Source organism: Thalassospira sp. CH_XMU1458 (assembly GCF_037027205.1).
GTDB classification, from domain to species: domain Bacteria; phylum Pseudomonadota; class Alphaproteobacteria; order Rhodospirillales; family Thalassospiraceae; genus Thalassospira; species Thalassospira tepidiphila.
In genome coordinates this window covers 1,519,294-1,532,763 of sequence record NZ_JAYMDW010000001.1, presented here as the reverse complement: position 1 = coordinate 1,532,763, position 13,470 = coordinate 1,519,294, and the positions used below count along the sequence as shown (strand labels likewise).

At 55.3% G+C, this 13,470-nt stretch carries 13 protein-coding genes; 8 read left to right on the top strand and 5 right to left on the bottom strand.

Annotated features, from left to right (window positions below):
• Nucleotides 1–11: 11 nt before the first annotated feature.
• Entirely contained in the window at nt 12–1,772 is a 1,761-nt protein-coding gene (locus WBY09_RS06855) for an HD domain-containing phosphohydrolase (RefSeq protein ID WP_336232317.1), read from the bottom strand.
• A gap of 291 nt (nt 1,773–2,063) precedes the next feature.
• On the opposite strand from WBY09_RS06855, the gene purB reads away from it, so the two are divergent.
• Together purB and WBY09_RS06845 are read left to right on the top strand one after the other, a co-directional pair.
• A complete protein-coding gene (gene purB, locus WBY09_RS06850; RefSeq protein ID WP_008891722.1) occupies nt 2,064–3,374 on the top strand; it encodes an adenylosuccinate lyase in 1,311 nt (436 codons plus the stop codon).
• A gap of 162 nt (nt 3,375–3,536) precedes the next feature.
• Nucleotides 3,537–4,157, top strand: a complete 621-nt coding sequence (locus tag WBY09_RS06845) for a YbhB/YbcL family Raf kinase inhibitor-like protein (RefSeq protein WP_336232316.1) — start codon at nt 3,537–3,539, stop codon at nt 4,155–4,157.
• A 53-nt stretch (nt 4,158–4,210) separates the two neighbouring features.
• Here WBY09_RS06845 and WBY09_RS06840 read toward each other — a convergent pair whose 3' ends face one another.
• Entirely contained in the window at nt 4,211–5,110 is a 900-nt protein-coding gene (locus WBY09_RS06840) for a LysR substrate-binding domain-containing protein (RefSeq protein WP_336232315.1), read from the bottom strand.
• 99 nt (nt 5,111–5,209) lie between these two features.
• Here WBY09_RS06840 and WBY09_RS06835 point away from each other — a divergent pair, with 99 nt between their 5' ends.
• Nucleotides 5,210–6,133: a DMT family transporter gene (locus tag WBY09_RS06835; protein WP_336232314.1), complete on the top strand. Its 924-nt coding sequence runs from the start codon at nt 5,210–5,212 to the stop codon at nt 6,131–6,133.
• Between the two features lie 53 nt (nt 6,134–6,186).
• On the opposite strand, the gene WBY09_RS06830 is transcribed toward WBY09_RS06835, so the two are convergent.
• The 3 genes from WBY09_RS06830 to WBY09_RS06820 form a co-directional block, all read right to left on the bottom strand.
• The gene (locus tag WBY09_RS06830) at nt 6,187–6,882 is read right to left on the bottom strand and encodes a CTP synthase C-terminal region-related (seleno)protein (RefSeq protein WP_336232313.1); all 696 of its coding nucleotides are present in this window, start codon (nt 6,880–6,882) and stop codon (nt 6,187–6,189) included.
• Nucleotides 6,883–7,004: 122 nt separating this feature from the next.
• Entirely contained in the window at nt 7,005–7,682 is a 678-nt protein-coding gene (locus tag WBY09_RS06825; protein ID WP_008891727.1) for a response regulator, read from the bottom strand.
• A gap of 165 nt (nt 7,683–7,847) precedes the next feature.
• The gene (locus tag WBY09_RS06820; protein ID WP_008891728.1) at nt 7,848–8,165 is read right to left on the bottom strand and encodes a DUF1476 domain-containing protein; all 318 of its coding nucleotides are present in this window, start codon (nt 8,163–8,165) and stop codon (nt 7,848–7,850) included.
• A gap of 164 nt (nt 8,166–8,329) precedes the next feature.
• Between WBY09_RS06820 and WBY09_RS06815 the strand changes: the two genes are divergently transcribed.
• The 5 genes from WBY09_RS06815 to purL all read left to right on the top strand — a co-directional run bounded on the left by WBY09_RS06815 (nt 8,330) and on the right by purL (nt 13,443).
• Nucleotides 8,330–9,109, top strand: a complete 780-nt coding sequence (locus WBY09_RS06815) for an NRDE family protein (protein ID WP_336232312.1) — start codon at nt 8,330–8,332, stop codon at nt 9,107–9,109.
• Between the two features lie 222 nt (nt 9,110–9,331).
• A complete protein-coding gene (gene purC, locus WBY09_RS06810) occupies nt 9,332–10,096 on the top strand; it encodes a phosphoribosylaminoimidazolesuccinocarboxamide synthase (RefSeq protein ID WP_008891730.1) in 765 nt (254 codons plus the stop codon).
• A gap of 124 nt (nt 10,097–10,220) precedes the next feature.
• A complete protein-coding gene (gene purS / locus WBY09_RS06805; RefSeq protein ID WP_008891731.1) occupies nt 10,221–10,460 on the top strand; it encodes a phosphoribosylformylglycinamidine synthase subunit PurS in 240 nt (79 codons plus the stop codon).
• 86 nt (nt 10,461–10,546) lie between these two features.
• Nucleotides 10,547–11,236 carry a phosphoribosylformylglycinamidine synthase subunit PurQ gene (purQ, locus tag WBY09_RS06800; RefSeq protein WP_336232311.1) on the top strand — a complete coding sequence of 230 codons (690 nt, stop codon included), beginning with the start codon at nt 10,547–10,549 and terminating at the stop codon, nt 11,234–11,236.
• Nucleotides 11,233–13,443, top strand: a complete 2,211-nt coding sequence (gene purL / locus WBY09_RS06795; RefSeq protein ID WP_336232310.1) for a phosphoribosylformylglycinamidine synthase subunit PurL — start codon at nt 11,233–11,235, stop codon at nt 13,441–13,443. The genes purQ and purL overlap by 4 nt, the downstream gene beginning before the upstream one ends.
• The last annotated feature ends 27 nt before the right edge of the window (nt 13,444–13,470 follow it).

Sequence of the window (13,470 nt, the reverse complement as noted above, 5' to 3'; positions counted from 1 at the left end):
CCGAAAGCTGTCTAGTCAGGATTGGAGATGATGAACTGTGCGATATCGACTTCGTCGCGCTGATCTTCGCGCAAATACTTGCGCCCGTATTCCTGATAAGTGCCGCTTGTCAGGAAAAGCTCGAACAGGTCGCTGTCGATTTGCCCCTTGTCGCGCATATCAGCCAGGATCGAGATACATTCAGACAATGTTTTCGGCCGTTTATAGGGACGATCCACCGCTGTCAGCGCCTCGAACACATCGGCGATCACCATGACCTTTTCGAGGATGCCCATATCGTCGCCCGTCAGACCACGCGGATACCCTGACCCATCCATTTTTTCATGATGATTTCCGGCAATATCGGGAATGCGTTGCAGTTCCTTGGGATATGGCAATTGGGCCAGCATATCCTGGGTAATGACGACATGATCGTTGATCACCTGACGTTCTTCCGATGTCAGGGTGCCGTGCGGGATCGAGAGGTTATATAGCTCGCCCCGGTTAAAACCGTTATAGATGTCGGTTTCACGATCCATCAGAAGCTTTTCAGTGCCAGTTGCGCGCAGTTCGGCCAGTTTCGCATCATCAAGGCGCTGTTGTTCCGACCAGGACAAGCCGATGGTGCGATCAAAATACCGCGTCCATTCCTGCTCTGCGATGTCATGCAGGGCAAAGATGGTGTCGGTATCAAGTTCTGTATCGCCAATGTTGGCATCCGCGACCATGGCAAACTGGGTTTCAAGTTCGGTCACCCGGCGGGCAAAATCGGCCTCGCACTGAAGTGCGTCCTCGCCATCAAGCTTGCGTTTGAGCATATCGATCTCGGCGTCACGACGCAGCACTTCAAAGCGTGTGCGGACTTCGTGAATACGGTTATGGATGGTTTCAAGCTTGGTGGCTTTTTCCATCACATGATCAGGGGTAACGATCTTGCCGCAATCATGAAGCCAGGCCGACAGGTCAAGCTCGTACCATTCCATATCTGTAAGATAGAAATTGGAAAATGTGCCATCCCGGTCATCCACAGCCGCCTGCGCCAGCATGCGCGCTATGATCGGAACCCGCGAACAATGGCCTGCGGTGTGCGGTGATTTGGCATCAATCGCCTGACCCAGCACGCGGACGAAACTTTCCATCAGGTCGCGCTGCGCCACCAGCAACCGGCTGTTTTCAATGGCAACCGCCGCCTGACTGGCCAGCGCATTGATGATCGGCTCAATCGCCGGATCAAAGGAAATCACATTGCCCGCATCGTCACGTGCATTGATCAGCTGCAAAACGCCGATCACAACGCCGCTGGTATTTTTAAGCGGCACGGTAAGGAAGGATTTGGACCGATACCCTGTTTTGGCATCAAATGCCCGGGTGCCGGTAAAATCAAAGCCCTCTGCACTATAGGCGTCATCAATATTGATTGCCTTGCCGGTCAGCGCGACATAGGTCGCGATATTGGCGTAGTTCGGGCGGCCTTCGTCGTCATAAAGTGGCAAGGGTGGGAATGGTTTCTCGGTTTCCCGGCCCGAGACAAAGAACGTCTCAAGCGTATCATTGACCATGATACGGAAATGAAGCTCGCTTTCGTCCTGATTGACGACATAAAGCGATCCACCATCGGCGTTGGTGAAGTTGCGCGCGGCCATCAGGATTTTCTGGTTAAGCTCTTCGCGCCCCTGCTGTGCCGACAGGGCGATACCCAGTTCAACCAGTTCCGCCAGATAGTTTGCGTCTGTATTGCGGACCTGTGTCACATCTTTCTGATGATTGTTGGCCCCGTCGCGTTCACGCGCCATAAAAATTCTGCCCACTTCGCATTCGGATTAACCGCGTCGTCGAAGATACATCCTGCGTGCTTACACGATATATTCTCAATAAGTTGCTATTTTTCTAACAGCGCACAAGTTTCCGAGCGGTAAAATCACCTCACAATCCTGCCATACCCGTCTGCAGGGTTGCCAATTTGCCCGGAATGGACTATCCGACCCCGTGAAAGCGTGCCGGCGCCGTGATCGTACAATCAACTACGCATTCCGATCATCGAGATCTATTTCCGGCACCCAACCATCTTGCCCGGAGGCGACCGCATGATCCCCCGTTATTCCCGTCCGCAGATGACGTCCATCTGGGAACCGGCGAACAAGTTCCGTATCTGGTTCGAAATCGAAGCCCACGCTGCTGACAAACTGGCTGAACTGGGTGTTATCCCGGCTGAGTCCGCCAAGCTTGTCTGGGAAAAAGGCGACAAGCCCTATACCCAGGACCGCATCGACCGCATTGATGCCGTCGAAGCCGAAGTCAAACACGATGTGATCGCGTTTTTGACCGAACTGGCCGAACAGGTTGGCGAAGAAGCCCGCTTTGTCCATCAGGGCATGACCAGCTCCGACGTTCTTGATACCTGCTTTAACGTGCAGCTTGCCCAGGCAACCGACATTCTGCTTGAAGATATGGACAAGCTTCTGGCAGCGCTTAAAAAGCGCGCCTATGAAACCAAAGATGTCCCCTGCATGGGTCGTTCGCACGGCATCCACGCAGAGCCGGTGACCTTTGGTCTGAAGCTTGCGACCTTCTACGCGGAATTCAAACGTAACCGTGATCGCCTTGTTGCCGCACGTGATGAAATCGCGACCTGCGCAATTTCCGGCGCGGTTGGCACATTCGCCAACATCGATCCGAGTGTTGAAGAACATGTTGCTGCCAAGCTTGGCCTGAAACCGGAACCGGTTTCGACCCAGGTGATCCCGCGTGACCGTCATGCCGCCTATTTCGCAGCCCTTGGTGTCATCGCATCGTCGATCGAACATCTGGCGACCGAAATCCGTCACCTGCAGCGCACCGAAGTTCGCGAAGTTGAAGAATTCTTCTCCAAGGGGCAGAAAGGCTCCTCGGCGATGCCGCACAAGCGTAACCCGGTTCTGACCGAAAACCTGACCGGGCTTGCCCGTCTGGTGCGTTCGATGGCGATCCCGGCGATGGAAAACGTTGCCCTTTGGCACGAACGCGACATTTCGCACAGCTCGGTCGAACGTAACATCGGCCCGGATGCGACCGTTACGCTTGATTTCGCCCTCATGCGTTTGACCAACGTTGTTGAAAACCTTGTTGTCTATCCGGAACGCATGGACGAGATCCTGAACCAGATGGGTGGTCTGGTCTTCTCGCAGCGCGTTCTGCTGACCCTGACCCAGTATGGTGTTTCGCGCGAAGATTCGTATCGCATCGTTCAGCGCAACGCGATGAAGGTCTGGAACCGCGAAGGCGATCTTCTGTCGCTTCTGAAAACCGACGAAGACGTCACCAACCGCATTCCGATGGATAAGCTCGAAGCGCTGTTTGACCTTGGCTACCACACCAAGCATGTCGACACGATCTTTGCCCGCGTCTTTGCGGACTAAGCAAAACACCAAAGCCTGCTTTAAAGCCCCGGTCGTCTGGCCGGGGCTTTTTCGTTGCCTAGTGCTGCAATACCGGCCTTTGACATTGCGCATCATTGATGCTGAGCTATATCGAACACAGCCAACACATCAAAAAATGTCAATTGCAGGAAAGGCATAGCAATGAAACTGAGCATCACAGGATGGGAAGACGGCGCGCCGATCCCGGCCAAGTTCGCGTTCGGTAAAATCCCGGCAGAGGGCCGGTTTGAAACATCGGACAATATCAGTCCCGCCATTTCCTGGAGCGACATTCCCGAAGGCACCAAATCCTTCGCCCTGATCTGCCATGACCCGGATGTCCCGTCATCGGGTGAGGACGTCAATATCGAAGGCAAGGAAGTCCCGGCAAGCTTGCCACGTGTTGATTTCTATCACTGGGTTCTGGTCAACATCCCGGCCAGCATCACAAAGCTTGAAGAAGGTGTCGCGTCCAATGGTGTCACGCCAAAGGGCAAGATGCCCGGTGCCAAGCCATATGGCACGGCGGGTCTGAACAACTATACCGACTGGTTTGCCGGCGATACCGATATGGGCGGTGATTATGGCGACTATGACGGCCCCTGCCCGCCATGGAATGATTCGATCATTCACCACTATCATTTCACGGTCTATGCGCTTGATACCGACAAGATCGACCTGCCAGAACCCTTTACTGGCCCGGATGCCCTTGCCGCGATCGAGGGCCATGTTCTGGACAAGGCAAGTTACATGGGCACCTACACCATGAACCGCGATCTGTAATCCGCGCCGTACCGCTTTTACAACCCCGGTCGAAACCTTTCGGCCGGGGTTTGTTATTTGATGCCAAGGTCGCTGGCCTCCGCCAACAGCCAGTCGCGGAACTCCTTGACCGGTGCGCGCAGATCACGGTTCTTGGGCCAGACCAGATAATAGCCTGACGGCACTTTCACGACCTGATCCGGAAACAGGTGGATCAGCTTGCCTTCGGAAATGTCTTCTTCGGCCAGAAGCGGGTTGGCCAGAACAACGCCCTGCCCATGAATTGCCGCCTCAATCGCCATGGATGTCTGATCGATTTCCACGCGCTTTATGGCGCGAATATCAGGCGCCGTCAGGGTTGAAAACCTGCCCAGCCATTCTTCCCACCAGGGATGCAGGATATCATTCAACAACGTCGCCTGCGCAAGGTCATCGGGGCGATCCAGCCCCAACCTGTCGCGATAGGATGGCGCGCAAAAGGCTGCGGCCTGCCCCTGATACAGCAATATGGTTTCAAGGTTTTCATCGGCGCCATCGAAATAGCGCACCGCCAAATCGACCGGATCATGGTCAAAATCCAAAAGGACCGAAGATGATCCGACATGAAGCGAGGTTTCGGGATGGGCGATAAGAAACCGCGACATCCGTTTGGAAAACCATTTTGCTGCGAAGCTTGGCGGCATAACGAACCGCACCGCATGATTTGACTGATCGCGTAATTGATGACTGGCATCGCGGATCTGCTGCAAGGCCGGTGCAATGCGCGCAGCATAAGCCAGACCATCCGCCGTTGGCGTGATCTGGCGGACTGTGCGCGTAAACAGTTCAACGCCAAGCCAGTCTTCAAGCTTGCGGATTTGCTGCCCCACCGCACCGGGCGTGACATTCAATTCATCCGCCGCCAGCGCAAAGCTTTTCAGGCGCATGGATGCCTCGAACGCTGGCAGTGATTTAAGCGGTGGATATGAACTCATAGCGCAGTTTTTCTATTTCATGATCCAGATAGTATGATTTGTGAAAAATACCGGAAATTTAGACAATGGGCCATGATTTTTCCAAACTGGTCCGCCACCATGAAAAACAAAGCCTATATCGTGTTCGGGTTTCTGGCCCTTGCCTGGGGCATGACGTTTCTGTTTAACAAAAGTGCTAGCACCCTGATCACCCCGACACAGATTGCCGCCGTTCGCGTGTTTATGGGGTTCCTGCCGGTTTTTGCCGCAGCCCTGATCGGGCGAAAACTTAAATGGCGGCATTTGCGCTTTGCGCACCATTTTATCGTGATGTCTGTTCTGGCGGGCAGTCTTTATTATTTCAGCTTTGCCAAGGGCATTCAGCTTTTGCCATCCAGCCTGGCCGGAATGCTGAGCGGCGCCATTCCAATGATTTCCTTTATCACCGCGGCGGCCTTTTTGCGCGATGAGCCTGTCAATCGTCGCTCGCTTGTCGGATTGGGTGTTGGCTTTATCGGGATCGCGATGATTGCGCGGCCCTGGGACGCAAGCGTTTCGGCAAGCGATCTTGCCGGGGTTGGGTATATCGGACTTGGGTCCCTATGCGTTGGCCTGTCCTTTGTCTATGCCCGCCGGTTCCTGAGCCCGCTTGGCATTTCGCCCCTTGCACTTTGTACCTATCAATTGGGTATCGCCGCGCTGACATTGCTGGTTACCACCGACTTTGACGGCGCCAGCGCGATCTTTGACAATGGCTGGATCGCCCTTGGCCTGTTCTTTGGGCTTGGCCTGTTTGGCACCGGTTTTGCGTATTTGTGCTATTACTTCGTTGTCGAAAATCTTGGTGCGGTCAAAGCGGCAAGCGTGACCTATATCCCGCCGATTATCGCCGTTCTGACCGGCTCGCTGATTTTAGGGGAAAGCGTTCAACTGCTTGATCTGATTGCACTGGTGGCAATCCTGACCGGGGTTGTCGTAATGCAATCGGGACGCACCCCACCGATGCAACGCTGCCTGACAAATCTGCCATCACAGCAAAGTTGATAAATCAGCTCCCCCGCACACATCCGGTGTGCAGGGAACCTTCAAAAATCTTGTTAGCCCGCCGCGGCACGGACGAAAGCGTTGATCAATGGATGGTCTTCGCCACGCAGGGCGGCACGTTCAGGCTGAAACGCGGTTCCGATAAAGAACGGATGACCGCGAAGCTCAACCGCACGCGGATCGCGATCCTGATCCCAGGCCACAATCCTAAGATCCCGACCATCAAGCACATGGGCATATTCCGGGTTAAACCCGAATGAGCAGCGATAGGTTTCCGTCAAATGCGCTGTAGTGCAGACATCGCGGATTACACTGTCTTCCGCAAGGTCGATACCACCATCCTGATCAATCAACGCACAGCTAAGCGGTGCGATCAGGGGCAATGAAGCATCCGGATCGATTTCCGCATTTGCCGCATCGGCAAGACCAAGAACATTGCGGGCATATTCCAGGATCGCGTGTTGATACCCTCCACAAGTCCCCAGAAAAGCAATCCGGTTTTCACGCGCACGCCGAATGGCGGCAAGCGCACCGTCAAAACTTTGATACGGGCTGGCAGGCACACACCATATCCCGTTATAGCCATCAAGGGCTTGGGCATCAGGGCAATCAATGTCGGATGTCGCGACCCAGTCAAATGTGACGGTGAGTCCAAGATTTTCGGCGGCCAAGTCCAGGGCCTTCGGGATGGCCTGATGGGCGGTAACGTTCGGGTTATAATCGCCGACAAGTGCGATGGTGACGGTCATAACTATTTCCTCGTTTCGTTTTCAATGACGAGGGAGAAAAGCCGGTTCAGGCAACAAAAAACGGCCCGTGAAATCACGAGCCGGGATTTGAGCGCCAAACTGAGCTGCCTTTGTCGAACCTACTACAAAGTTCCGGACCGCGCCATATCTTCGAGGGCCATTTTCACGGCCTGCGCACGGTTCGAGACGTTCAGTTTGCGATAGATGTTTTTCAGATGGTACTTCACGGTGATTTCGCGCAGATCAAGGTGACGGGCGATGTCCTTGTTCGGACGTCCTTCTGACAGCAGTGCAAGAACTTCACGTTCACGCGGTGTCAGACGGCCAAAATCGCCCTCACTGCCAAAGCCACCGGCAAGGCGACCTTCGCCATCGCCCCCGCCTGACATGTTGTCATTCATGTCGTTCAGAATCGACGACGGCAGGTATTTGTCACCAGCCAGAACCAGCTGCACAGCATTTGCCAGGGCCTGCCCACGCAGTGTCTTGGGAATAAAGCCATGCGCACCGGCCTCAAGCGCCTTGCGGACATCTTCACTTCGATATGCGCCAGAAAGCAGAACCACAAAGGTCGAATCTGCCACCTTCTCCAAGGTGCGCTTCAAACCTTCAAGTCCATTCATCCCCGGCATGCGCAGATCAAGTAGCACCAGATCGAATGTGTTATTGGCTGCTATCAGCTCGAGTGCGGGGTCCAATGCCCCTGCTTCGGCCACTTCACAGTCATCGAAATACTGTTGGAACAGTAGCGAGATTGCCTCACGAACAAGATCGTGATCGTCCGCCAAAAGGATACGCAATGCTGTCGCCTTTCATCTACCTAATCGGCTCCTTCACCTACCTGCGAAGGATACCACACCAAAAGGTTGCACCTACTCAATTTTTCGGTCTGGGGAGCTCAGGATACGTAAGGCTGCACATATTAGCAAACGAGAAGTTTTCCAAGCAGATGCACTAGCGCGCAATCACGACAGTACTTCTGCACGCGCAACCGGACGTAGTTCTTCGAGCTTTACATTCAATGCAGAGGCTGTGACGTCGATATTTTTGCGTCCAAAATCGGCCAGCAACAGGGCAACAACACCGTTTTCGCGCGGGTTGGCAACAACCTCGCCAATGATCTTGCGCGTGTAATCCTGACATTCTTCGGGGGACATGCCCATCTGTTCGCCGGCCCACTGGATCAGCATTTTATAAAGATGGGTTTCGACGCGAAAATCCTGTTCAAGATCAAAGCTGTATTTTGCTTCAAACCCGCGTTCACGATCATTAAAGCTGCTCATTATCGATTCCTTCTGTAAGCTGGTCACATTGTCATCGGAGCCAAACCGGTCAAGCCATTGTCTGTCATAGCATTTTATATGACAATAAACGACACCGATTTCACCCCGTTGCCTGATACTTTTGAATTTGACAAAGTGCGGTTCCGCACGCTTTGATCTGGCTCATGTGTACAGTCATTATTTTACGCCGCCCCGACCATGACTGGCCGGTGATCATTGGCGCCAATCGCGATGAAATGAATAACCGTCCCTGGAAGGCGCCTGCGCGCCACTGGGAAGACCGCCCTGATGTCATTGCTGGCCTGGACGAAACCGCCGGGGGAACTTGGCTTGGTGTCAATGAGGACGGGGTGGTTGCCGCCGTGCTCAACCGTTATGGCACGCTGGGCCCTGCCGATGGCAAACGATCCCGCGGCGAGCTGCCGCTTGAGGCACTTAACCATGCCGATGCAATTGACGCCGCACAAGCCCTTGCCGAACTGGATGGCAATGCCTATCGCCCGTTTAACATGGTGATCGCCGATAACCGCGATGCCTATTGGCTGGCAAACCGCGGTACGGGCAAGATCGAAATCACTGAAATCCCCGAAGGCCTTTCGATTCTGACCGCCCATGACCTGAATGACACGCAAAACAGTGCGCGGACCAAACGCAATCTGCCACGCTTTATCAGTGCCCCGGCCCCGCACCCCGAAGCCGACGACTGGTTTGCCTGGCAGGCGCTTCTGGCTGATACCGGGACAGAGGCTCCGGACCCGGATCATCATGACATCCGGGCCGATGCCATGCTGGTGCGCAGCAATATCGGATTTGAGACCATCTGTTCGTCGCTGATCGGGCTTCCGGCGATTCCCACAAGCGAACATGAACTGCCGCGGCGACCGGTCTGGCTGTTTGCCGAAGGCCAGCCCGACAAAACACAGTTCCATCCGGTCGACGTCTAACACCAGATGGCGATCAACGCCTTTTCAGTTCAACAGGTTACCGCCGCAATTCCGGCCCTTTGCGATACAGATGCTGACGGTTGCAAATTTCGATTATCAAGTTTGCATAAATAGAGCTTAAGCGACAATTGAGTTTCTCGCCAAGCACTGCTATACGGAGGGCGCGAATTTCAGGGTGCCTGCTGCGTCGGACGGCGGGCCTAGATGTGAAAGATCCCGCCAATGTCCAGAAAGCAGCCCATCTACGAGGGTAAAGCCAAGGTTCTTTACGAAGGTACGGAGCCCGGAACGATCATTCAGTATTTCAAGGACGACGCCACGGCGTTCAACGCCCAGAAGCGCGGCACCATTGCCGGCAAGGGTGTCCTGAACAACATGATCACCGAATTCGTCATGACCCGTCTGGCAGAAATCGGCATTCCGACTCACTTCATTCGCCGCCTGAACATGCGCGAACAGCTTTGCAAGAAGTGCGAAATTGTTCCGATCGAAGTCGTGGTCCGCAACATCGTTGCCGGTTCGATGGCCAAACGTCTTGGCCTTGAAGAAGGCGAACGCCTGCCGCGCCCGATCGTCGAGTTCTATTACAAGGACGACGCGCTGGGTGATCCGCTGGTGTCGGATGAACACATCCTCGCTCTGGGCTGGGCAGGTGCTGAAGAGCTTGAGGAAATTGTCGGCATGACCCTTCGCGTCAATGACTACTTGTGTGGTCTGATGCGCGGCATTGGTCTGAAACTGGTGGACTTCAAGCTTGAGTTCGGCCGCGTCTGGGAAGGTGACTTCCCGCAGTTGGTCCTGGCCGATGAATTCAGCCCGGATAACTGCCGTCTTTGGGATGCGATCACCAACGAAAAGATGGACAAGGACCGCTTCCGCCGCGATCTTGGCGGTGTCGAAGAGGCCTATCAGGAAGTCGCACGCCGTCTTGGTGTCCTCCCTGAGTCCGCCGAAATAGAGCAGCTTAAAAAAGACGAAACCAAATAACACCCCAAGGCCGCGCTCGCGCGGCCTTTTCTTATGGCTGGTCGGCCATGTGGGTCGAACAGCGTTTTGTTTGCAAACAGAACCTCGCGCGAGACCCGCGCATGCGAACTTAAAGGAGCTTCTCGTGAAAGCACGTGTTCATGTCACCCTGAAGAACGGCGTTCTCGACCCGCAGGGCAAAGCCGTTCACCACGCCCTTCAGGGCCTGGGTTTTGATGGCGTCAATGACGTCCGCCAGGGCAAATTCATCGAACTCGAACTGGATGGCACCGATGCTGCCAAGGCCGAAGCCGAGGTCAAGGAAATGTGCGAGAAGCTTCTCGCCAATACCGTGATCGAAGATTACAGCATCGAGCTGGCCTGATCGCCCGTGGCGGGCGGGGTCTTGTCACGGCAGGGCCTTTGTCTATCGGGATTAAGTAACCGACACTAATCAAGAGACGGTATTTCATGAAATCCGCTGTCATCCTGTTTCCCGGCATCAACCGGGAGAATGACGCCATCGCAGCACTGAAACAGGCCACCGGCACCGAGCCCACCCTGGTCTGGCATGGCGACACCGAGCTGCCAAAGACCGACATCATCATGGTCCCGGGTGGCTTTTCCTATGGCGACTATTTGCGTTGTGGCGCCATGGCGGCCAAGTCGCCGATCATGCGTGCGGTTGCCGAACGTGCCAAACAGGGTGTAACCACCATTGGCGTTTGCAACGGCTTCCAGATCCTGACCGAGGCAGGCCTTCTGCCCGGTGCGCTGATGCGCAATGCCAGCCTGAAATTCATCTGCAAGAACACGCATCTGAAAGTCGAAAACGCCGAGACGCGCTTTACCAATCTTTATGGCGCAGGCGAGATTGTCGAATATCCGGTCGCCCATCACGACGGCAACTATTTTGCCGACAGCGACACGCTTGACCGCCTTGAAGGCGAAGGTCGCGTTGTTCTGCGGTACTGCGATCTGGATGGTAAAGTGGATCCGGCAACCAACCTCAATGGTTCCCAGCGCAACATTGCTGGCATCATCAACGAGGCGGGCAACGTCCTTGGCATGATGCCCCACCCCGAGAATGCAATCGATCCGCTGCATGGTGGCACCGATGGCCGCAATCTGTTCAAAAGCATGGTGGAGGCCGCATCGTGAGCTCCAACGATTTCAACAGCACCCCGATCACGCCGGAACTGGTTAAGGAACACGGCCTGAACGAAGAAGAATACAAACTCGTTCTCGAAATCATGGGTCGCGAACCCAACATCAACGAGCTTGGCATTTTCTCGGTCATGTGGTCTGAGCACTGCTCCTACAAGTCTTCGAAAAAATGGCTGAAAACCCTTCCGACCAAGGCCGACTGGGTCATTCAGGGCCCGGGCGAAAACGCCGGTGTGATTGACATTGGTGATGGTCAGGCCGCCGTCTTCAAGATGGAAAGCCACAACCACCCGTCCTTTATCGAACCCTATCAGGGGGCTGCAACCGGTGTTGGTGGCATCATGCGTGACGTGTTCACCATGGGTGCACGTCCGGTCGCGAACCTCAATGCCCTTCGTTTTGGCGAGCCCGATCATCCGAAAACCCGCCACCTTCTGAGCGGTGTGGTCGAAGGCATCGGCGGTTATGGCAACTGCATGGGCGTTCCGACCATTGGCGGCGAAACCAACTTCCATGCCTCGTACAACGGCAACATCCTGGTCAATGCGATGACCGTGGGTCTGGCTGATACCGATAACATTTTCTACTCAGCCGCGGCTGGTATCGGGAACCCGGTGGTTTATGTCGGCTCGAAAACCGGCCGTGATGGCATCCATGGCGCGACCATGGCATCGGCCGAGTTTGATGATGACAGCGAAGAAAAGCGTCCTACCGTTCAGGTAGGTGACCCGTTCACCGAAAAGCTTCTGCTGGAAGCCTGCCTCGAGTTGATGGCAACCGATATGATCGTCGCCATTCAGGATATGGGGGCTGCTGGTCTGACCTCGTCCTCGTTCGAAATGGCATCCAAGGGCGGCGTTGGTGTTGAGCTTTGGCTTGATAAAGTTCCGATGCGCGAAGAAGGCATGACGCCCTACGAGCTGATGCTGTCAGAGTCGCAGGAACGCATGCTGATGGTTCTGAAACCCGGTTGCGAAGATGCCGCCAAGGCGATCTTTGACAAATGGGAACTCGACTTTGCCGTTATCGGTACGCTGACTGATACCAAGCGCATGGTTCTGAAATGGCATGGTGAAGTTGCCGGGGATCTGCCGATTGATCCGCTGGCCGAAGCATCGCCGGAATATGATCGTCCGTGGGAACCGACCCCGAAACAGGATCGCATCGATCCCAACAGCATTTCGGCCAAGGTCAGCCACATCGACGCGCTGAAAACCCTGATCGCATCGCCCGACCTCGCGTCGCGTCGCTGGATCTGGGAACAGTATGACCATCTGGTCCGTGGCAACACGATTGTCCGTCCGGGCGGTGATGCTGGCGTCGTCCGCGTCGAAGGCACGAACAAGGGCCTTGCCGCGACCACCGACTGTACCCCGCGCTATGTCATGGCCGATCCGGTCGAAGGCGGCAAACAGGCTGTTGCCGAAGCATACCGTAACCTGGTTGCAACCGGCGCCAAGCCGCTTGCCATCACGGATAACATGAACTTCGGCAACCCGGAACGCCCGCGCATCATGGGTCAGTTCGTTGGGGCCTGCCAGGGCATTGGCGAAGCCTGCATCGCGCTGGACTTCCCGGTCGTGTCGGGCAACGTGTCGCTTTACAACGAAACCAATGGCGTTGGCATCATGCCGACCCCGGCCATTGGCGGCGTTGGCCTGATTTCCGATCTCGGTCACCATGCAACGATCGGCATCAAACGCGATGACAGCGCGTTGATCATGATCGGTGCGGCCACCGGTGAACTGGGTCAGTCGCTGTATCTCAAGACCATCGAAGGTCGCGAAGAAGGTGCTCCGCCGCCGGTCGATCTGGGGGCTGAAAAGCGTGCCGGTACGCTGGTGCGTGAACTGATCGAGCTGGGTCTGGTGCGCACCTGCCACGATATCGCCGATGGCGGCCTTTTGGTCACCGTTGCCGAGATGTGCCTTGCGGGCAATATCGGTGCAGACCTGCATCTGCCAGCAGCAGGCAGCGAAGTCGCATGGCTGTTTGGCGAAGATCAGGGCCGCTATGTGATCGCAACCCGCGATCCGGACAAGGTCCTGAACGCGGCAGGCAGTGCGAATGTCGCAGCCGTGATTATCGGTCAGGCTGGCGGTGATTCCGTCGTCATTGATGGCGGCGACAAAGTATCGCTCTCCGAACTGCGCGAACTCAATGAAGGCTGGATGCCATCCTTCATGGCCGAAGCCGTTTAATCAGGCCTCAGGCAAAACCAACAAAAA